We start from the raw sequence: 19,530 nt of genomic DNA, 5'->3' as shown, positions 1-19,530 counted from the left end.
GTTACGCCCGGATGACGCTGGACCCGACGGGCGGCGTCGAGGACCCGACCCGCGCCTCCTCGGCTCGCTCAGACGGTCGTGACGTACGTCGTGAGGGTCAGCGAGACGGCAGCCACGAGACCGAGGGCCGCGAACAGCGCGAGCGTGAACTTCCACAGTTCGCGACGGCGACCCACCACGATCGCGGCCACGAACGCCAGCGGCGGCACGACGACCCCGACGATCAGCGGCACCCAAGGCGGCGACACCACGAGGCCGTCGAGGCCGTTCTCACGGTAGAAGTCGTTGTTCTGCGTGAAGACCTGCGGCACGAGAACGAGGTTGGAGATCGCCTCGAACAGGTCGAAGGCGAAGAAGACGGCGAAGACGATCGCCACCGCGAGGTAGAAGAAGAAGGAGGCGCGGCCCGGTTCGCTCGCGTCACCGGCCGTCACCGAGACGGCGTCGTGCTCGTGGTCGCTCATGCGGAGCCTCCGATCACGAGGGGCCAGGGGGCCACGAGAAGCGCCCCGAGGGCCATCCAGGCGAGACGGCGCCCGGTGCGGTCGACGGGGACGAGCACGATGACCGCCACGAACCACGCGATCGGAGCCGCCACGGCGAACAACTCGCCGAGGTTCCACATGAGCGACGAGATCGCGTCGGTGAACGGGTTGGTGAAGTCGCCCACGGCGACGATCCAGCCCGCGGCCCAGAGGAGGAACACGCCACCGAGCACGCCGTGCACGACCAGCGACGCCGAGCTCATCACGGCTGGGCCGTCGTCGACGTCGTCCTCGTCGTCCGCGTCGCCCGACTCGTCGTCGAGGTCGACGCCGAGCTCGTCGTCGGTGGAGTCGGACCGCCTGCCGCGCCGCGGACGACCCGTCGGCGTGGGCCCTTCGACGTGACTGCTGTCGGCCTCGTCGCCCCAGGTCAGGGCGTCGTCGGGGTCGCCACCGGCCGGCGCCTGCGGCTCGGCTGGCGTCATGCGGTGAGCTTGGACGAGACCGCCGCGAGCAACGCGGGGAACAGCGGGTGGTCGTCCTGGACGCCCGTCAGCGTGCGCGTGAACTCGTCGGCCCCGAGGCCCGAGGTCAGCAGCGACTGCAGCTCGACGCTCTCGACGTCGTCGGGCACCGAGAAGTCGAGAGCGGCACGCACGGCGCGCACGAGGGCGTCATAGGGCAGCCCGCGCTCGGCGGCCTGCGCCGCCGGTCCGACGAACCGCTCGTGGCGGCTGAGCTTGCGGAGCGGATTGCGGCCGACGCGTTCGGTGGTGTCGGGAAGATGCGGGTTGGCGATGCGGACCAGGTTCTTCTCGATGTAGGCCTGCTGCTCGTCGGCGTCGAGCTCGTGCTTGGCCACGAGCAGTCCCTTGGTCTCGGCGAGGACGCCGCGGACCTCGGCCATGACCTCGGCGTCGTCGAGGGCCTCGCGGATGCTCGCGAGCCCCTTGCGGAACCCGTGGTAGGCGGCCGCGGCGTGGGCGGTGTTGACCGTGAAGAGCTTGCGCTCGATGAAGGGCTCGAGGTCGGCGACCCAGGTGACGCCCTCGATGTCGGGGCGGTGCTCGCCGAACGGCGTGCTCTCGACGACCCACTCGAAGAACGACTCGATGGTGACGTCGAGCGTGCCGCCGGCCTGCTCGGGCACGATGCGGTCGATGGCGCAGTTCGCGAAGACGGCGTTCTCGGCAGGGTCGTGCTCACGCACGGCGGCCGCGAGCGAGTCGGTCGCGTTGATGGCGTTCTCGCACGCGATGACGGAGAGCGGCGCCAAGTCGGCGGACCGCTGGGCCAGCCCCTTGGCGATGACAGGTGCCACGAACGGCAGGATGCGGGCGCCGACCGCGGTGGTCACGACGTCGGCGGTCGCGATCTCGGCGACGAGGGCCGCCTCGTCGGTGCGGCTGTTGATCGCTCGGTAGCCGTCGACCACCGTCGTGCGGCTGTCTTCACCGACCTCGTGGACCTCGAACGACGACTGCGACTGCAGCGCCCCGATCAGGTCGTCGTTCACGTCGGCGAAGACGACCTCGTAGCCGCTCGCGTGGAGGAACTGGGCGACGAAGCCGCGGCCGATGTTGCCGGCGCCGAAGTGCACTGCTTTCTTGCTCTGAGCCATGCCTTAGATCATGCCACGACGTCACCTGGCCGACGGACGGCGAGAGGGCCCCGCACCGGGTGGTGCGGGGCCCTCTCGGGTGGTTCCGGTGTCGCCTCGCGTCAGCGCGCAGCGCTGCCGTCGACGTAGTCGGAGTCCTGCTGCTTCCAGGCGAACAGGGCCCGCAGCTCTTGGCCGGTGGCCTCGATCGGGTGCTCCTCGCCCTTCTTGCGGAGTTCCTTGAACTCGGGGGCGCCGGCGTCCTGGTCGTCGATGAAGCGCTTCGCGAAGGCACCCGACTGGATGTCGGCGAGGACGGCCTTCATGTTGTCCTTGACGTCGGGGGTGATGACGCGGGGTCCCGAGACGTAGTCGCCGTACTCGGCCGTGTCGGAGACGCTCCAACGCTGCTTGGCCAGGCCGCCCTCCCAGATCAGGTCGACGATCAGCTTCAGCTCGTGGAGCACCTCGAAGTAGGCGATCTGCGGCTGGTAACCGGCCTCGGTCAGGGTCTCGAACCCGTACTGGATCAGCTGCGAGGTGCCGCCGCAGAGCACGGCCTGCTCGCCGAAGAGGTCGGTCTCGGTCTCTTCGGTGAAGGTCGTCTTGATGCCGCCGGCACGCAGGCCACCGATGCCCTTGGAGTACGACCAGGCGAGGTCCCAGGCCGAACCCGAGGCGTCCTTCTCGACGGCGACGATCACGGGGACGCCGCGGCCCGCCTCGAACTCGCGACGGACGGTGTGTCCGGGGCCCTTGGGGGCGACGAGGACGACGTCGACGCCCTCGGGCGCCTCGATGTAGCCGAAGCGGATGTTGAAGCCGTGTCCGAAGACGAGGGCCTTGCCGTCGGCGAGGTTGGGGGCGATGTCGTCGGCGTACACGTGGCGCTGCACCTGGTCGGGAGCGAGGATGACGATGACGTCGCCCCAGGCCGAGGCCTCGGCGGGCGTCTGCACGGTGAAGCCGGCCTCCTCGGCCTTGGCGCGGCTCTTCGAGCCCTCCTTCAGCCCGACGACGACCTCGACGCCGGAGTCGCGGAGGTTCAGCGCGTGGGCGTGGCCCTGCGAGCCGTAGCCGATGACGGCGACCTTCTTGCCCTGGATGATCGACAGGTCGGCGTCGTTGTCGTAGACGATTTCAGTCACGGTGTGGTTCTCCTTGGGTGGTGACGGTGGGGCGTGCGGGCGAGGAGGCGCGGTGCGCGACCCCTCGCGGGTTCAGTTCTTGAAGACGCGGTCGGTGATCGACTTCGCACCGCGGCCGATGGCCAGCAGGCCGGACTGCGAGATCTCCTTGATGCCGTAGGGCTCGAGCACCCGGAGCAGCGCGGTCGTCTTGCCCGTGTCGCCCGTGACCTCGATGACGAGGGCGTCGGTCGACACGTCCACGACCGAGGCGCGGAAGAGGGTGACGGCCTCGAGCACCTGTGAGCGGGTCGTGTTGTCGACGCGCACCTTGATCAACAGGTGCTCGCGCTGCACGGACTGCGAGTAGTCGAGCTCGACGATCTTGATCACGTTGATCAGCTTGTTCAGCTGCTTGGTGACCTGTTCGAGCGGCAGTTCTTCGACGTCGACGACGACCGTGATGCGGCTCAGGCCCTCGACCTCGCTCTTGCCGACGGCGAGGCTCTCGATGTTGAACCCGCGGCGGGCGAAGAGGCCGGCCACCCGGGTCAGCAGACCCGGCTTGTCTTCGACGAGCAGGGACAGGACGTGGCTCATGCGTGTTCTCCGGTCATGTCGCCGTCACGGGTGGTGTCGGAGGCGCTCGTGCCGGGCGCCTCGTCGTCCCACTCGGGAGCGAGGGCACGGGCGTGTTGGATCTCGGAGTTCGAGACCCCTTGCGGCACCATCGGCCAGACCATCGCGTCGCGGCTGACGACGAAGTCGATGACGACCGGTCGGTCGTTCGTCGCGAGGGCGAGCTCGATGGCCGCGTCGACCTCGTCCTCGGTGCGGACCCGGATGCCGAGGGCGCCGTAGGCATCGGCGAGCTTGACGAAGTCCGGCACCATCCGCGTCTCGTGACCGGTGTTGAGGTCGGTGAACGAGTGGCGCCCCTCGTAGAAGAGCGTCTGCCACTGCCGCACCATGCCGAGCGACGAGTTGTTGATGATCGCGACCTTGATCGGGATGTCGTTGATGACGCAGGTCGCCAGCTCTTGGTTGGTCATCTGGAAGCAACCGTCGCCGTCGATCGCCCACACCACCCGGTCGGGCTGGGCGACCTTGGCCCCCATGGCGGCCGGGACCGAATAGCCCATGGTGCCCGCGCCTCCCGAGTTGAGCCAGGCGTGCGGTCGCTCGTACTCGATGAACTGGGCCGCCCACATCTGGTGCTGGCCGACGCCGGAGGCGTAGATCGCCTCGGGGCCGGAGAGCTGACCGATGCGCTGGATGATGGCCTGCGGCGAGAGCAAGCCGTCGTCGGGCTGGGTGTAGCCGAGCGGGAACTGCTCGCGCAGCCCGTCGAGGTGCTCCCACCAGGCGGCGATGTCGGGCTTGACGCCGCCCGTGACCTCGGCGAAGGCGCTCGTGAGGTCGGGGATGACGATCTTGGCGTCACCCACGATCGGGACGTCGGCGATGCGGATCTTCGAGATCTCGGCCGGGTCGATGTCGACGTGCACGACCTTCGCATCGGGCGCGAACAGTTCGGCCTTGCCCGTCACCCGGTCGTCGAACCGCGCGCCGAGGGCGATGATGAGGTCGCTCTCTTGCAGGCCGAGCACGGCCGGGACGGTGCCGTGCATGCCGGGCATGCCGAGGTGCTGCGGGTGGGTGTCGGGGAACGCGCCGCGGGCCATCAGCGTGGTGACGACGGGAGCCCCGGTCAACTCGACGAGGGCTCTGAGCTCGGCCGATGCCTCGGCGCGGATCACGCCGCCGCCGACGTAGAAGACCGGCTTCTTCGCATCGGCGATCATCTGGGCCGCAGCGGTGATCTGCTTGCCGTGTGCCCTCGTGACCGGCCGGTAGCCCGGCAGGTCGACGACGGGCGGCCAGATGAAGGGGGCGCTGTTCTGCTGCGCGTCCTTCGTGATGTCGACGAGCACGGGGCCGGGACGGCCCGTGCTCGCGATCTGGTACGCCGCGGCGAGCGTCGCCGGGATGTCCTCGGGCTTGGTCACCAAGAACGAGTGCTTCGTGATCGGCATCGTGATGCCGACGATGTCGGCCTCCTGGAAGGCATCCGTACCCATGAGGGTCGAGAAGACCTGCCCGGTGATGGCCAGCAGCGGCATGCTGTCCATGTAGGCGTCCGCGATGGCCGTGACGAGGTTGGTCGCACCGGGGCCGGACGTCGCGATCGCGACGCCGACGCGGCCGGACGCGGCGGCGTAGCCCTCGGCGGCGTGGCCGGCACCCTGCTCGTGGCGGACCAGGATGTGCCGGATCGCGGTCGAGGCCATCAACTCGTCGTAGAAGGGGATGATGGCGCCGCCGGGCAACCCGAAGACGTCGGTCACGCCGAGGTGCTCGAGCGACTTGAGGATGGCACCCGATCCGGTCAGCACGGGAGGCGCGGGGGGCGCCCCGACGGACGCGCCAGCGCTCGGCCGGGCCGTCCGTGTCGCGGTGCCGGGCGTGGGGGTGGACTCTGCAGGCATCAGTGCCGGTTCCCTGTTCGTGGTCGGTGATCGATGGTGACGGTACGGGACGCCGCCGTGCACGTGGGTGCGACGACAGGTCGGCTCGGCCCGAGGGCGGGAGGCGTCAGTAGGTGACGGCGCCCTCGGCCGCGGAACGGACCTGGCGTGCGTACTTCGCGAGGACACCGCGGGTGTAGCGCGGAGGAAGCGGTGCCCAGCCGTCTCGGCGGGCGTCCAGCTCTGCGGCGTCGACGAGTAGGTCGATCGAGCGAGCGGCGATGTCGACCCGAATCAAGTCACCATCGCGCACGAAGGCGATCGGACCGGAGTCGACCGCTTCGGGTGCTATGTGGCCGATGCACAGGCCGGTTGTGCCGCCTGAGAATCGTCCGTCCGTCAAGAGTAGTACATCTTTGCCGAGCCCAGCGCCCTTGATGGCTGCGGTGATGGCGAGCATCTCGCGCATGCCTGGGCCGCCCTTGGGGCCCTCGTAGCGGATCACGACCACGTCGCCGGCCTCGATGCGCCCCTCGGTGAGGGCGTCCATCGCGCCACGCTCGCGTTCGAAGACCTTCGCAGGCCCCTCGAAGACCGAGGCGTCGAAGCCGGCCGTCTTGACGACGGCGCCCTCGGGAGCCATCGAGCCGCTGAGGACCGTGAGACCGCCGGTCGCGTGGATCGGGTTGTCGAGCGTCCGCAGCACCTCGCCGTCGAGCGGCTTCGGCTTGATCGACTCGAGGTTCTCGGCCACGGTCTTGCCCGTGACGGTCAGGCAGTCGCCGTGCAGCAGGCCCGCGTCGAGCAGGGCCTTCATGACGACGGGCACGCCGCCCATGCGGTCGACGTCGTTCATGACGTACTTGCCGAAGGGCTTCAGGTCGCCGATGTGCGGCACCTTGTCACCGATGCGGTTGAAGTCGTCGATGGTGAGGTCGACCTCGGCCTCGTACGCGATGGCGAGCAGGTGCAACACGACGTTGGTCGAGCCGCCGAAGGCCATCGCCACGGCGATGGCGTTCTCGAAAGCCTTCTTCGTGAGGATGTCGCGCGTCGTGATGCCCAGGCGGAGCATCTCGACGACGGCCTCGCCCGAACGGTGGGCGAAGTAGTCGCGGCGGCGGTCGGCCGACGGCGGGGCCGCGGAACCGGGGAGGCTCATGCCGAGGGCCTCGGCGACGCTGGCCATGGTGTTGGCGGTGTACATGCCGCCGCAGGCACCCTCGCCCGGAACGATGGCGCACTCGATCGCCTTGAGGTCGTCGTCGCTCATGTTGCCGGCCTTGTAGGCACCGACCGCCTCGAACGAGTCGATGATCGTGACGTTCTTCTCGGTGCCGTCGCTGAGCTTGACCCAGCCGGGGGCGACACTGCCGGCGTAGAGGAAGACGCTGGCGAGGTCGAGGCGGGCCGCGGCCATGAGCATGCCCGGCAGCGACTTGTCGCAGCCGGCGAGCAACACCGACCCGTCGAGACGTTCGGCGTTCATGACGACCTCGACGCTGTCGGCGATCACCTCGCGCGAGACGAGCGAGAAGTGCATGCCCTCGTGGCCCATCGAGATGCCGTCCGACACCGAGACCGTGCCGAACTGCAGCGGGTAACCACCGCCGGCGTGGACGCCCTCTTTGGCGCCCTGGGCCAGTCGGTCGAGCGACAGGTTGCAGGGGGTGATCTCGTTCCAGCTGCTGGCGATGCCGATCTGGGGCTTGCTCCAGTCTTCGTCGCCCATGCCGACGGCACGGAGCATGCCTCGCGACGTGGTGGCCTCGACGCCGTCGGTGACGACGCGGCTGCGGGGTTTGATGTCGATCCCGTCCGGGGTGGGCTTCTCTGGCATGGGTCGAGTTTAGGCCGTGACCGGGCCCGTGCCGTCCATCGTGGCCGGAGGCCTCAGAGCTCGCCCGGCTCCCCCGCCGCGGCGTCGCGTGAGCGGGTGCGCCGGCCCTCGTGGTCGCGGGCCTCGTCGTCGCCCTCACTGTCGTCGAGCCCTGAGGAGTCGCCCACCCGGTCCATCTCGACGGCGAGGGCGTCGGCCGACCCGACGGGCAGGTCGGACACGTCGAGATCGGCGACGTCGCCCTCGGTGGTCTCGGCGATCTCGCCGGCGGCCCGGGCCACGGCGTCGTCGAGTTCGTCGACGACCAACTGGTCCCGCAACAGGTCGCCGTTGCGGTACCCCGCCCGCCCGATCATGTGCGCCGAGATGGGGGCGGTGAGCATCTGGAAGACGAGGACGACGAGCAGGGACGCGATCGTGCCGACGGTGTGCTGGTCGAGCGCGATCGCCGCCAGCACGAGGATGAGGCCGAATATCTGTGGCTTGGTCGCGGCGTGCATGCGCGACAGGGCGTCGGGGAACCGCAGGAGCCCGATGCCTGCCGCGACCGACAGCAGCGCCCCACCGATCAGCATGACGGAGGCGGCGACCTCGTAGACCATCTCGGGGATCACGACGGGTCCTGCTTCGAGACGTACCGCGCGACCGTGATCGAACCGAGGACTGCCGTCAGCGCCAGGCCGAGGATGACCGGGATGGTCCGCGTGTGGCCGTTGAACACCATGTCGGCGGCGAGGACGCAGATCAGGGTGGTCAGCAGCATGTCGGACGCGATCATGCGGTCGAGGATCGACGGCCCCCGCACGATGCGGATGACCGACGCGAGTCCGGCGAACGCGAACAGCGCACCGACGACGTAGGCGACGACGGTCACGAGGGACCTCCTTCGTGGGACGAGGACGGGCTGATCGGTTCGTGGACCTCGGCGGCGGCCGGGGTGCCGTCGGCGATGCGACGTCGGTCGTCGTCGCTGCCGAGCACCCGGACGAGGCGGGCCTCGACGACCAGGACGCCGTCACGGACGTCCTCGACGCCGGCGACGTCCTCGACGGCGAGGGCGTGCAGGTAGAGGATCGACCGTTCGCGGTCGGCCTCGACCACGAGCGACCCGGGAACGAGCGAGATCGCCTCGGCGACCAGGGTCATGATGAAGTCCGACCTCGTGTGCAGCTGGACGGCGACGATGGCGTTCGAGGTCACCCCACGAGGACGCACGGCCTGCCAGGCGACGATGACGGAGGCGCGCACCAGGTCGACCACGAAGTGCGCCAGGAAGACCACGGCGTACCAGAGGTTGAACCGGCCGCTCAGTTCGACCGGCGGCAGGAAGAACACCCGGGTCACGAGCAGAGCCACGGCCACGCCGGTGACGAAGGCCAGGACGGTGAACTGGTTCCACAAGGCCATCCAGAGGACGACCAGCCCGACGAGCAGGGGAAGCTGACGGGCGAGGCTGCGGCCGACCTCGCCGCGCGTGGGACGACCGGTCACGGGGTGCTCCCCTCGTCGGCGGAGTCCGAGGCCGGTTCGGGCTCGGGCGACGACGGGTCGGACGTCGTCTCGCCTCGGCCGCCCGGGAAGACCGTCTGCACGTAGTCGTTCGACCCGTACACCCGACCGGCCGCCCGTTCGGCGACGCCGTAGAGCGGGCCGGCGGCGAAGGTGAGGGCGAGCGAGACGAGCACCATGCCCGCGGTCGCGCCCACCATGGTGCGGGGGTTGGTGCGACGCTGTTGGACGGCCACCCGCCCCGGGGCCTCTTCGAGATGCTCGGTGAAGGGCGACTCGTGGTCGTCCACGTCGGCCTTGGGACGCCAGAACGCGAGGTTCCAGGCACGCATGAGGGCGTAGAGCGTGAGGAGGGACGTGAGCGCCCCGGCTCCGATGAGGACGTACACGAGCGGATCGTCGAGCCGGGCGCCGGCCTCGAAGAGCGCCACCTTGCCGATGAAACCCGAGAACGGCGGGATGCCACCCAGGTTCAGCGCCGGGATGAAGAAGAGGACGGCCACGATCGGCGCCGCCTTGAGCAGACCGCCCAGCCGGGTGATCGACGCCGTGCCGCCTCGCCGTTCGATCAACCCCGCCCCGAGGAAGAGCGTGGTCTGCACCGTGATGTGGTGCACGACGTAGTAGATGGTCGCCGCCAGACCCTCGACGGTGCCGAGGGCGATCCCGAAGATCATGTAGCCGATGTGGCTGACCAGCGTGAACGAGAGCAGTCGCTTGATGTCGGCCTGGGCCACCGCTCCGAGGATGCCCACGATCATCGTCAGCAACGCGATGATCAACAGATAGACGTTGACGTTGCTCTCGACGAACAACACCGTCTCGGTGCGGATGATGGCGTACACGCCCACCTTCGTCAGCAACCCGGCGAACACGGCGGTCACGGGGGCCGGAGCGGTCGGGTACGAGTCCGGCAGCCAGAACGACAGCGGGAAGATGGCGGCCTTGATGCCGAACGCCGTCAGCAGCATGACGTGGATGATCGTCTGCACGTCGGGCGGGATGGTGTCCATCTTCTGGGCGATGTCGGCGATGTTGACCGTGCCGAGCGCGCCGTAGATCATCGCGATGGACGCGAGGAACAGCACGGACGAGACCAGGCTGACGACGATGTAGACCACGCCGGCCCGGATGCGCTGCTCGGTGCCGCCGAGGGTGATCAGCACGTAGCTGGCCACCAAGAGGATCTCGAAGCCCACGTAGAGGTTGAAGAGGTCACCCGCGATGAAGGCGTTGAAGACGCCCGTGGCGAGGATGAGGTAGGTCGGGTTGTAGATCGAGACCGGGGCCTCGCCGTCACCGTCGGCCTGGCCCTGCCCGACCGAGAACACGAACACCGCCAGCAGGACGATCGACGAGATGCTGAGCATGAGCGCGGCGAGACGGTCGACGACGAGCGTGATGCCGAACGGCGCCTGCCAACCGCCCACCTGCACGGCGATCGCTCCTTGCGTGTCCACGACGACGAGCAGCACGAGGCTGATCACGACGACGAGGGCCAGGGCGACGATCGAGACGACGGCCTGCAGCCGGGGCCGCCGACCCGCGATCAGTGCTGCGGCCGCACCGAGCAGCGGGATCAGGACGACGAGCGGCACGAGGTAGCTGGTGGTCATGCTCGGTGCCCTTTCTCGTCGTGGTGGGGCCGGTCGCTGTGGGGCAGACGGTCGTCGCTCGCCCGCCGATCGTCGGCCGAGACGGCCGCTTCGGCCCGGCTGCCGAACTCGCTGTCACCACCCGCCTCGTCGTCGCCGTCGCCCTGCTCGGACTCTTCTTCGGCCGGGACGCCTCGACGTCCGATCTCGAGGTCTTCGGCGTCGTCCGCGAGGGTGTCGCCCTGGGCGAGTCGCCACGACCGGTAGATCAGCGCGAGCATGAAGGCCGAGATGCCGAAGGTGATGACGATGGCCGTCAGCACGAAGGCCTGCGGCAGCGGGTCGGCGAAGTCGGCCGGATCGGCCTGTCCGTCGACCACGGGAGCCGCGCCGCGTCGCCCGGACATGAGCAGGATGAGGATGTTCGTGGCGTTGCCGACGAGCAGGAAGCCCAGCAGCACCCGGGTCATGCTGCGCTCGAGCAGCAGGTAGACGCCGCAGGCGTAGAGCGCGGCCATGACGACGATCAGGACGAGGGAGACGCTCATGCGCGCCCCCGCTCGGTCGGGGACGTACCGGCGACGGACACGGGGAGCGACTCCTCTTCGGGTTCGGACACCTCGCTCGGGTGGCCGAACGCGTCTTCTTCTTCTTGACGGTCGACCTCGGCTCCGAGACTGCGGAGCACGTCGAGGACCAGTCCGACGACCACGAGGTAGACGCCGACGTCGAAGAACGTCGACGTGACGAACTCGACGTGGCCGAGCAGCGGCACCTCGGCCTCGAACCAGGTCGACGTGAGGGCGTCGACGCCGAAGAAGAGCGGGACGAGTGCCGTCGCGGCGACCGTCAGTAGACCGGCGCCCAAGAGCTTGCCGGCGTCGAGGGGTGCGGCCGCGCCGAGCTCGTACCGCCCGCCGGCGAGGTACCGCGCCACGAAGGCGAAGCCTGCGACCAGACCGCCGGCGAAGCCACCGCCGGGCAGGTTGTGACCGGCGAAGAGCAGGTAGATCGAGACGACGATGATGGCGTGGAAGATCAGCCGGACGACGACCTCGAGCAGGATGGACCGGTTCTGAGGAGCGAGTTTGCGCCCGGCCAACAGCCAGGCACGCCGGTCGCCCTCCGTGCTGTCGCCGATCTGCGCCGTCGCCCCACCGACGGGCACGACCGGAGCCGGCTCGCGCACGGGTCGGACCCGTGCCAGGAAGCGCTGCGCCCGCGTCCGCCGCTCGGGCCGGGGCAGGACGTCGGCGCGGGAGGTCAGGAAGACGAGGCTCGCCACGCCCGTGGCGGCGACGATGAGGACGGCGATCTCGCCCATGGTGTCCCACCCGCGGATGTCGACGAGCGTCACGTTGACGACGTTTCGGCCGTGGCCACCGTCGACGGCGAGATCGGGGAAGGCGCCGGAGATGGTGGGGATCGAACGCGCCCCGAGGGCGACGACGGCGATGGCGGCCATGACGGAGCCGACCGAGACGCCGATGACGGCCCGGATCGCGCGGTGGGTGCGCCCGTTCCGCTCGCCCAGGCGGGCCGGCAGCCGACGCAGCACGAGGACGAACGCGATCAGGGTGATGGTCTCGATGAGGGCTTGCGTCAAGGCCAGGTCGGGGGCCCCGTGCAGGGCGAAGAGCGCGGCCATGCCGTAGCCGGTCACGCCGACGAGGACCACGGCCTGGAACCTCTTGTTCGACAGCGCCGACGCGATGGCGCCGATGATCATCAACCCGCCGATGGCGAGCTGCGCGGGGTAGTCCCAGAGCACGGCGGTGGTCGGCCAGTCGCTGTTGAGCGCCAGCGTCACCGCCGACGAGGCGATGAACACGACGAGGATGGTCGCGAGGTAGAACGGCAGCGAGCCGCGCTGCGTCGTCGCGGTCGTCCGTGACGCCGTGCGGTCGATGGTCGCCATGATGCGCACGTACCCGTCGGAGGCGCGGGGCAGGAACGAGACGGCCTTCTGCACCTGCGACACCCGGTCACGCTGCCAGAACAGCAGGCCGCCGACGACGAGCGAGATCGCGGTGAAACCGAGCGCGGGCTCGACTCCGTGCCACAGCGCCAGGTAGTACGGCTCGTGCTCGCCCGGTGAGGCGGGGAGCGTGTCGGCGTAGCGCGCGAACACCGGGCCGACCTGGTACGAGACCAGACCGAGGACCACACCGGCGACGGCCAGGACGATCGGCGACGCGAGGAAGTCCACGTGCTCGCGGACGAAGTCGACCGGTTCGACGCCCTTCTTGCGCCCGAAGGCCCCCCAGAGGAAACGCAGGCTGTACGCGGTGGTCAGGATCGACCCGACGATCACACCCACCAGCGCGATCACGCCCCAGGCCGAGCCGGTCACGGCGTCGTCGTAGAGTGCCGTCAAGACGGCCTCCTTCGCGACGAAGCCGAAGGTGGGCGGCACGCCGGCCATGGACGCGAGGGCGAGGATGGTCACCACGAGGAGGACGGGCGCCTGGCGACCCAGCCCGCACAGTTTGCGGAGGTCTCGCGTGCCCGCCCGGTGGTCGATGACCCCCACCACGAGGAAGAGCGTCGACTTGAACAGGGCATGGGCGACCAGCAGGGCGAGCCCGGCGAGGGCCGCGTCGCGGGTGCCGAAACCGACCACGATCGTCAGGAAGCCCAGCTGGCTCACCGTGCCGTAGGCCAGGACGAGTTTCAGGTCGTGCTGGCGGAGGGCGCGGTAGCCGCCCAGGACCATCGTGACGACCCCGACGGTGACGATGATCTCTTGCCAGCCGGGCTGGTCGTGGTAGCCGGGCGCGAGCCGGGCGACGAGGTAGATGCCCGCCTTGACCATCGCCGCGGCGTGGAGGTAAGCACTGACCGGCGTCGGTGCGGCCATGGCGGCCGGCAGCCAGAAGTGGAACGGCACCAGTGCCGACTTCGAGAGGGCCCCGACGAGCACGAGCACGACGGCCACCGTGACCACCGTGCCGGTGGGCGGCTGCTCGACGAGCTGCGACAGCGAACTGGTGCCGCCCTGGACGGCGAGGATCACGAGGCCGACGAGCATCGCCAGCCCGCCCGCGGTCGTGACGATGAGGGCCTGCAACGCGGCACCGCGGCTCGCCTGCTTCGCCGTGTAGTGCCCGATGAGCAGGTACGAGAAGACGCTCGTGGCCTCCCAGAAGACGAACAGGACGAAGACGTCGTCGCTCGTCACGAGGCCGTACATGGCCCCCGCGAAGGCCACGAGCACGGCCGCGAACCGAGCTCGACCGGCCTCGTCGCGCTCGAAGTACCGGGCGCAGTAGACGAGCACGAGGCCGCCGACGCCGGTCACGACCAGCCCGAGCACCCAGGCGAGCACGTCCATGCGCAGCGTGAGCGAGATGGCGAGTTGCGGGATCCAGGGCACGGCCTCGGTGGGAACCTCACCCGACAGCACCGCGGGCCCCTGGAACGCCGTGAAGACGAAGGCGACGAAGGGCACGACGGACGCCCAGAGGAAGAGCGATCGACCGAGTCGCCCTCCGACGCAGGCCACGACGACGGCCGCCACGGCGAACGTTGTCAGGACTACGATCACGGCGACCTCCGTCGGCTGGCGACCTCGTCGAACCGGCTCGGCTGAGCGGCGGCGGGGAGTCGCGGCGGAGTGTCCAGACTACCTTGCGGTCGCCTGGGAATGCTCAGACCGGATCATCACACCCGTGCAAGACATGCGGGGTCAGGCATGCCCCAGGTGCTCACGCAGACCGGCCAGTTCGACGAGCAGGTCGGCCATCGCGGCGGGGTCCGCGACGCGGTGCATCGCCCCCGTCTGTCCGGGGCCGACCTTGATCGACAGGTCGCCCTGGCCGAGCGCTCGGAAGCCGTCCTCGTCCGTCACGTCGTCCCCCGCGTAGAGGACGCCCGTGGCCTCGACGGCTTCACGGAGTCGGTCGATGCCGTCGTTCTTGCCGGTCGCCCGGACGGCGAACTCGAGCACGTTCTTGCCGATCCGCTCGTGCATGCCGCCGAGCGCACCGACGGCCTCGCGGGCGGCACCGTGGACGGCCTCGGTCGTCGCGGCGTCCGCGAGCCGCGTGTGCAGGGCGAGGCCAGCGGGCTTCTCTTCGACGAAGACGCCCTCACGCCCCTCGGCCGCACCGTGGACGGCGTCGGACAGGCGCGCGCGGGCAGCCCGCTCGTCGTCGCTCAAGGAGGTCTCGTGACCGTCGATCCGCACCTCGATGCCGTGCGAGCCGACCAGCAGCACCTCGTCGGGGGTCTGGCTGACCTCGACCAGCGAGGCGAGGTCGCGCCCGGACACCAGGGCCACGGTGGTCTGGTCGAGGGCCGACAGGCGCGTGATCGCGTCCAGGGCCGCGGGCAGCGCCCGGGCCTGCAGGGGCGCGTCGACCTCGGGGGCGAGGGTGCCGTCGAAGTCGAGGGCCACGAGGAGGCGCGGGGTCGTCGCGAGGCGACCGAGCGCGTCGCTGAGCGCCAGGGAGTCGGAACCGGTCACGAGGCGTCGCCGCCCGTCGCGTCCGAGGCCGAGGCCGGGGCCGGGGCCGGGGTGATCTGCTGCCCCGGTCGCACGTTCTCGAGGGCCTGGAGGAAGGACGCCGACCACTTGGCCACGTCGTTCTCGAGCACGCGGCGGCGGAGGGCCCGCATGCGCGTGGTGCGGTCCCGCTTGGGCATCTCGACGGCACGCATGATCGTGTTCTTGAGGCCGCCGATGTCGTGCGGGTTGATCAGCAGGGCGCTCTTGAGCTCGTCGGCCGCGCCGGCGAACTCGCTGAGCACGAGCACGCCGTCGTTGTCTCGACGCACCGCCACGTACTCTTTCGCGACCAGGTTCATCCCGTCGCGCAGCGCCGTGACCAGCATGATGTCGGCGGCGAGGTACAGCGCCACCATCTCTTCACGGGGGTAACCGTGGTGGTGGTAGCTGATGGCCGTGTGGCTCATGGTGCCGTAGTCGCCGTTCACGCGGCCGACGGTCAACTCGATCTCGTCGCGCAGCTGCTTGTACGTCTCGACCCGCTCGCGACTCGGGCTCGCGACCTGCACGAGCGTGGCGTCCTCGACGCTGAGCCGACCGTCGGCGAGCAGCTCGCCGAAGGCTTTCATGCGGTGCCGGATGCCCTTGGTGTAGTCGAGACGGTCGACGCCGAGCATGATCGTCTTGGGGTTGCCGAGGCCCTCGCGGATCTCGCGGGCCCTGGCCTGGACGTCGGGTCGGGCGGCGAGCTCTTCGTAGCTGGCGGCGTCGATCGAGATCGGGAAGTGCTTCGCCAGCACCCGGCGCACCTTCGTGCCGCGGCGCGACACCGGCGCGGACTCGTCGTCGACCGGCACCTCGATGTAGGGGCGCGTCGTCGAGTAGCCGAGCAGGTGTCGGACGGCGCGCGAGAAGTTCGACGCGTCGTCGGCCCGCTGGAAGCCGATGACGTCGGCGCCGAGCAGGCCCTCGACGATCTGCTGCCGCCAGGGCAGCTGCGAGAAGATGCCGAGCGGCGGGAACGGGATGTGGTTGAAGAACCCGATGGTGACGTCGGGTCGGGCCTCGCGCAGCATCTTCGGCACGAGCTGCAGCTGGTAGTCCTGCACCCAGATGGTGCCGCCCTCTTCGGTGATCTCGGCGGCCCGGTCGGCGAAGCGCTGGTTGACCTGCACGTAGGACTCCCACCAGACCCGGTGGTAGGTCGGTGCCGCGATGACGTCGTGGTAGAGCGGCCACAGCGTGTCGTTGCTGAAGCCCTCGTAGTAGCGCTGCACCTCGTCGGCGCTGAGCGGCACGGGGACGATCTCGATCCCGTCCGCCTCGAAGGGCTCGAACTCGAGGTCGGGCTGTCCCGCCCAGCCCACCCACGCACCGTCGTTGGCCTTCATGACCGGCTCGAGGGCGGTGACGAGACCCCCGGGCGAGTGCTGCCAGGACGCCGAACCGTCGTCGGCGACGACCCGGTCGACGGGGAGGCGGTTGGAGACGACGACGAAGCCGTAGCGTGCGGGGGTGTCAGGCATGGGGGTGGGTCAGCTCCTGTCGGATCGCCCGCACGGACGCGGGACGGCCAGATTATCAGCGGCGCCCAGACGCCCCCTGGCGGCCGGCGTACCCCTCTGCGGCGCCGGTCAGACGAGGCGCAGGGTCGCCTCGGCGGCCCGCACCAGCGCCACGCCGTAGCTCGGCCCGTGACCGGCGGCGTGCACGGCCAGCGGATGCAGCTGGTGCAGCGGCACGCGGCCCTGCCATCCCTCCCCCAGCGGCGAGCGCGTCTCGTAGCCTGCCAGCACGTCGTCGAGGTGCGGGCAACCGAACAACGCCAGCATCGCCAGGTCGGTCTCGGGGTGCCCGCCGTGGGCCGCCGGGTCGATCAGCACGACTCCCCCGCCGTCGAAGAGCACGTTGCCGGCCCACAGGTCGCCGTGGAGGCGAGCCGGCGGGACGTCGTCGTCGAAGGCACCGTCGGCGACGACGCGGCACGCCCGCTCGACGACCTCGAGGCCCGCCCGGTCGAGGCTGCCCGCCTCGACGGCCACGCGGGCGTACGGCAGGACTCGCTGTTCGGCGTAGAAGACGCCCCAGGTCGCCTTCGGTCGCACGGTCATCGATCGGCTGCCGATGAAGCACGGGCCCGTCCACCCCCGAGGAGGCGCGCCGAACGCGTCCGCGCCGCTCGCGTGGGTCACCGCGAGCGCCTCGCCGAATGCCCGGGCGGCCTCGGCCGTGGGGTGGACCTCGTGCACGGGATCGAGGTCGATGCGCCCCGGGGACGCGGCCTGCACGCCCACGGTGCGCGCGCCTCCTCGGGGTGTGGCCTCGGCGAGCCAGGCGAGCCCGGCCGCCTCGGCCTCGAAGAACCCGACGGGGGCGTCGGCACGCTGCTTCGTGTACGAGGTCACGGGAATAGCATGCGCCTCATGACCGACACCCGTCCCCCGCGCACCGAGGGGCCCCACGGCACCGCCGACGAGGGCGACCAGTCCGACACGACCATCGTCACGCGCGCCTACCGCGGGGGCGAGCTGATCGCCCACGACTTCCCGCTGCACGAGGTGAGCGACCACCTCGAGACCGACGGCTGCCACGTGTGGATCGACCTCACCGACCCGACAGCAGGCGACCTCGCCTCGCTCGAGGACGAACTCGGTCTGCACGAGCTCGCCGTCGAGGACGCGCTGCAGGACGGACAGCGACCCAAGGTCGACCGGTACGACAACCATCTGTTCACCGCTCTCTACGACGTGCGGTTCGACCGGGCCAGCGGCGTGCTCGACACGAGCGAGGTGAAGGCGTTCATCACGGAGCGCGCCCTCGTGACGATCCACCATCCCGAGTTCGACGTCACCCGGCTGCAGGCGACCTTCGACCAGAACCGCGACCTGGCGTCGCACGGCGTCTCGTACTTCCTCTGGGGTCTGCTCGACTGCGTCGTGGACCGGCACTTCGACGCCACGGACGCGCTGGACGACGAGATCGAGGGCATCGCCGACGACCTCTTCGACCCCGCGCCCCGCACCATCGACGTGCAGAAGCGCTCGTTCGCCCTGCGCAAGAGCCTCGTCCAGCTGCGGCGGGTCGCGTCGCCGATGCGCGAGGTGCTGAACACCCTGCTGCGCCGCGACCTCAAGGAGGTCGACTCCGCCATGCACCCGTACTTCCAGGACGTCTACGACCACGTGCTGCGCGTGGCCGAGCAGAACGACTCCCTGCGCGACCTCGTCTCGACCATCCTCGACACGAACCTCAACCTGCAGTCCAACCGCATGAACCTCATCATGAAGAAGGTGACGAGCTGGGCGGCCATCATCGCCGTCCCCACGGCGATCACGGGGTTCTACGGTCAGAACGTGCCGTACCCGGGGTTCCAGTCCCCCGCGGGCTTCGTCACGTCGTGCGTGCTGATCGTGGCGATCGGCGGCCTGCTCTGGTGGCAGTTCAAGCGTCGCGACTGGCTGTAGTCCGCCGTTCCCGCACTGTTCACCGCGGGGTCGACGTCGCCCTGCCGCCCCGGTCGTAGCCTGGCCGCGTGATCACGGTCGGAATGAGCACGTCCTGCGTCTTCCCGCTGTCGACCGACGAGGCCTTCCGGCTCGCGCGGCTCACCGGCTTCGACGGGATGGAGGTGATGGTGACGGCCGACCGGACGACCCGTCGCGCCGACCTCCTCCGCGCCACGACCGCGCGCTGGGGCCTGCCCGTGCTCTCGGTGCACGCCCCCGTGCTGCCCGTCGCGCACTTCGCCTTCGGCCGGGACCAGGTCGACAAGCTCCGTCGGTCGGCCGAGCTGGCCCTCGAGCTGGGTGCCTCGACCGTCGTCGTCCACCCGCCGTTCGTCTGGCAGAGGTCGTTCGCGGCCCGCTTCGTGGACGTCGTCCGCGAGATCGCCGAGGTGACGGGCGTCACCCTGGCGGTCGAGAACATGTTCCCCCTCCGCTTCGGGCCCGTGGGGTTCGACGCCTACCGCCCCGGGCCCGATCCCGTGGCGACCGACGTCGACGCGGCCACCCTCGACTTCTCGCACGCCGCCGTCGCCGGTCGCGACGCACTCGACCTCGCCCTGGCCCTGGGGCCCCGCCTGCGCCACGTCCACCTGACCGACGGCGTCGTGTCATCCCGGCCGGGTGGGCTGCACGACCAGCACCTCGTGCCGGGTCAGGGCACGCAGCCGGTCGCCGAGGTCCTCTCCCACCTGGCCCGGTCGGGATGGTCCGGCGTCGTCGCCGCCGAGGTGCACACCGCCGGGGACGAGGAGGCGCGGCTCGGCCAGCTGAGGCGGACGCTCGCCTTCGCGCGTCGTCACCTGGCGACCACACCCACGTCGGGCGCCGTCGACCGGCCCCCTCAGACGACCAGGACCGTCGCGACGACCGCGAGCGGCACGGCGACCGCCGCCACCCCGAGCCCCGCGAGCATGAACCGTCCCCACGCGACCTCGACGCCCATCGACGAC

Annotated in this window: 18 protein-coding genes; 2 read left to right on the top strand and 16 right to left on the bottom strand. The window is 70.1% G+C overall.

The features are described from left to right. Positions 1 to 68: 68 nt before the first annotated feature. The 16 genes from ASE87_RS02790 to ASE87_RS02715 all read right to left on the bottom strand — a co-directional run bounded on the left by ASE87_RS02790 (position 69) and on the right by ASE87_RS02715 (position 17,479). Complete coding sequence (locus tag ASE87_RS02790) at positions 69 to 464, bottom strand: hypothetical protein (RefSeq protein WP_043593972.1); 396 nt, start codon at positions 462 to 464, stop codon at positions 69 to 71. Beyond that, positions 461 to 970: a hypothetical protein gene (locus ASE87_RS02785; RefSeq protein ID WP_056225758.1), complete on the bottom strand. Its 510-nt coding sequence runs from the start codon at positions 968 to 970 to the stop codon at positions 461 to 463. Before ASE87_RS02785 ends, ASE87_RS02790 begins: the two co-directional genes overlap by 4 nt. Beyond that, the gene (locus ASE87_RS02780) at positions 967 to 2,106 is read right to left on the bottom strand and encodes a mannitol-1-phosphate 5-dehydrogenase (RefSeq protein ID WP_056225755.1); all 1,140 of its coding nucleotides are present in this window, start codon (positions 2,104 to 2,106) and stop codon (positions 967 to 969) included. The genes ASE87_RS02785 and ASE87_RS02780 overlap by 4 nt, the downstream gene beginning before the upstream one ends. A 101-nt stretch (positions 2,107 to 2,207) precedes the next feature. Beyond that, entirely contained in the window at positions 2,208 to 3,233 is a 1,026-nt protein-coding gene (ilvC, locus tag ASE87_RS02775) for a ketol-acid reductoisomerase (RefSeq protein WP_043593978.1), read from the bottom strand. A 72-nt stretch (positions 3,234 to 3,305) separates the two neighbouring features. Continuing rightward, a complete protein-coding gene (gene ilvN / locus ASE87_RS02770) occupies positions 3,306 to 3,812 on the bottom strand; it encodes an acetolactate synthase small subunit (RefSeq protein WP_043593980.1) in 507 nt (168 codons plus the stop codon). Beyond that, positions 3,809 to 5,701, bottom strand: coding sequence for an acetolactate synthase large subunit (locus tag ASE87_RS02765; RefSeq protein ID WP_082059859.1), 1,893 nt, complete (start codon positions 5,699 to 5,701; stop codon positions 3,809 to 3,811). The genes ilvN and ASE87_RS02765 overlap by 4 nt, the downstream gene beginning before the upstream one ends. A 106-nt stretch (positions 5,702 to 5,807) precedes the next feature. Further along, positions 5,808 to 7,520, bottom strand: a complete 1,713-nt coding sequence (ilvD, locus tag ASE87_RS02760) for a dihydroxy-acid dehydratase (RefSeq protein ID WP_056225753.1) — start codon at positions 7,518 to 7,520, stop codon at positions 5,808 to 5,810. A 53-nt stretch (positions 7,521 to 7,573) separates the two neighbouring features. Then, a complete protein-coding gene (mnhG, locus tag ASE87_RS15685) occupies positions 7,574 to 8,134 on the bottom strand; it encodes a monovalent cation/H(+) antiporter subunit G (protein WP_231567047.1) in 561 nt (186 codons plus the stop codon). Then, on the bottom strand, positions 8,131 to 8,394 hold the full coding sequence (locus ASE87_RS02750) for a monovalent cation/H+ antiporter complex subunit F (RefSeq protein WP_043593982.1): 264 nt from the start codon (positions 8,392 to 8,394) through the stop codon (positions 8,131 to 8,133). The genes mnhG and ASE87_RS02750 overlap by 4 nt, the downstream gene beginning before the upstream one ends. After that, the gene (locus tag ASE87_RS02745) at positions 8,391 to 9,011 is read right to left on the bottom strand and encodes a Na+/H+ antiporter subunit E (RefSeq protein ID WP_043593984.1); all 621 of its coding nucleotides are present in this window, start codon (positions 9,009 to 9,011) and stop codon (positions 8,391 to 8,393) included. Before ASE87_RS02745 ends, ASE87_RS02750 begins: the two co-directional genes overlap by 4 nt. Then, positions 9,008 to 10,645 (bottom strand): Na+/H+ antiporter subunit D, encoded by a 1,638-nt coding sequence (locus ASE87_RS02740; RefSeq protein ID WP_082452252.1) that lies wholly within the window; start codon positions 10,643 to 10,645, stop codon positions 9,008 to 9,010. Before ASE87_RS02740 ends, ASE87_RS02745 begins: the two co-directional genes overlap by 4 nt. Continuing rightward, entirely contained in the window at positions 10,642 to 11,172 is a 531-nt protein-coding gene (locus tag ASE87_RS02735; protein WP_056225750.1) for a Na(+)/H(+) antiporter subunit C, read from the bottom strand. Before ASE87_RS02735 ends, ASE87_RS02740 begins: the two co-directional genes overlap by 4 nt. Then, the gene (locus ASE87_RS02730) at positions 11,169 to 14,171 is read right to left on the bottom strand and encodes a Na+/H+ antiporter subunit A (RefSeq protein ID WP_082452251.1); all 3,003 of its coding nucleotides are present in this window, start codon (positions 14,169 to 14,171) and stop codon (positions 11,169 to 11,171) included. The genes ASE87_RS02735 and ASE87_RS02730 overlap by 4 nt, the downstream gene beginning before the upstream one ends. 141 nt (positions 14,172 to 14,312) lie before the next feature. After that, a complete protein-coding gene (gene otsB, locus ASE87_RS02725) occupies positions 14,313 to 15,092 on the bottom strand; it encodes a trehalose-phosphatase (RefSeq protein ID WP_056225747.1) in 780 nt (259 codons plus the stop codon). Then, positions 15,089 to 16,600 carry an alpha,alpha-trehalose-phosphate synthase (UDP-forming) gene (gene otsA, locus ASE87_RS02720; RefSeq protein ID WP_056225746.1) on the bottom strand — a complete coding sequence of 504 codons (1,512 nt, stop codon included), beginning with the start codon at positions 16,598 to 16,600 and terminating at the stop codon, positions 15,089 to 15,091. The genes otsB and otsA overlap by 4 nt, the downstream gene beginning before the upstream one ends. A 108-nt stretch (positions 16,601 to 16,708) precedes the next feature. After that, positions 16,709 to 17,479: a fructosamine kinase family protein gene (locus tag ASE87_RS02715; RefSeq protein WP_082452250.1), complete on the bottom strand. Its 771-nt coding sequence runs from the start codon at positions 17,477 to 17,479 to the stop codon at positions 16,709 to 16,711. 18 nt (positions 17,480 to 17,497) lie between these two features. Here ASE87_RS02715 and ASE87_RS02710 point away from each other — a divergent pair, with 18 nt between their 5' ends. Next, positions 17,498 to 18,538: a magnesium transporter CorA family protein gene (locus ASE87_RS02710; protein WP_082452362.1), complete on the top strand. Its 1,041-nt coding sequence runs from the start codon at positions 17,498 to 17,500 to the stop codon at positions 18,536 to 18,538. Between the two features lie 68 nt (positions 18,539 to 18,606). Then, positions 18,607 to 19,530: sugar phosphate isomerase/epimerase (locus ASE87_RS02705; RefSeq protein ID WP_157489709.1), on the top strand; the 924-nt coding region annotated here is incomplete at its 3' end.

Origin of the sequence: Frigoribacterium sp. Leaf44, assembly GCF_001421865.1 — a bacterium.
Taxonomy (GTDB): Bacteria; Actinomycetota; Actinomycetes; order Actinomycetales; family Microbacteriaceae; genus Frigoribacterium.
The sequence above is the reverse complement of the archived record's forward strand: the minus strand, read 5'-3'. Positions and strand labels throughout refer to the sequence as shown.

Excerpts from the sequence above, each read along its gene's own strand:
- ilvN (WP_043593980.1), bottom strand. The coding sequence starts at position 3,812 with ATGAGCCACGTCCTGTCCCTGCTCGTCGAAGACAAGCCGGGTCTGCTG.
- ASE87_RS02765 (WP_082059859.1), bottom strand. The coding sequence starts at position 5,701 with ATGCCTGCAGAGTCCACCCCCACGCCCGGCACCGCGACACGGACGGCC.
- ASE87_RS02790 (WP_043593972.1), bottom strand. The coding sequence starts at position 464 with ATGAGCGACCACGAGCACGACGCCGTCTCGGTGACGGCCGGTGACGCG.
- ASE87_RS02780 (WP_056225755.1), bottom strand. The coding sequence starts at position 2,106 with ATGGCTCAGAGCAAGAAAGCAGTGCACTTCGGCGCCGGCAACATCGGC.
- ilvD (WP_056225753.1), bottom strand. The coding sequence starts at position 7,520 with ATGCCAGAGAAGCCCACCCCGGACGGGATCGACATCAAACCCCGCAGC.
- ASE87_RS02740 (WP_082452252.1), bottom strand. The coding sequence starts at position 10,645 with ATGACCACCAGCTACCTCGTGCCGCTCGTCGTCCTGATCCCGCTGCTC.
- ASE87_RS02785 (WP_056225758.1), bottom strand. The coding sequence starts at position 970 with ATGACGCCAGCCGAGCCGCAGGCGCCGGCCGGTGGCGACCCCGACGAC.
- ASE87_RS02735 (WP_056225750.1), bottom strand. The coding sequence starts at position 11,172 with ATGAGCGTCTCCCTCGTCCTGATCGTCGTCATGGCCGCGCTCTACGCC.
- ASE87_RS02710 (WP_082452362.1), top strand. The coding sequence starts at position 17,498 with ATGACCGACACCCGTCCCCCGCGCACCGAGGGGCCCCACGGCACCGCC.
- otsA (WP_056225746.1), bottom strand. The coding sequence starts at position 16,600 with ATGCCTGACACCCCCGCACGCTACGGCTTCGTCGTCGTCTCCAACCGC.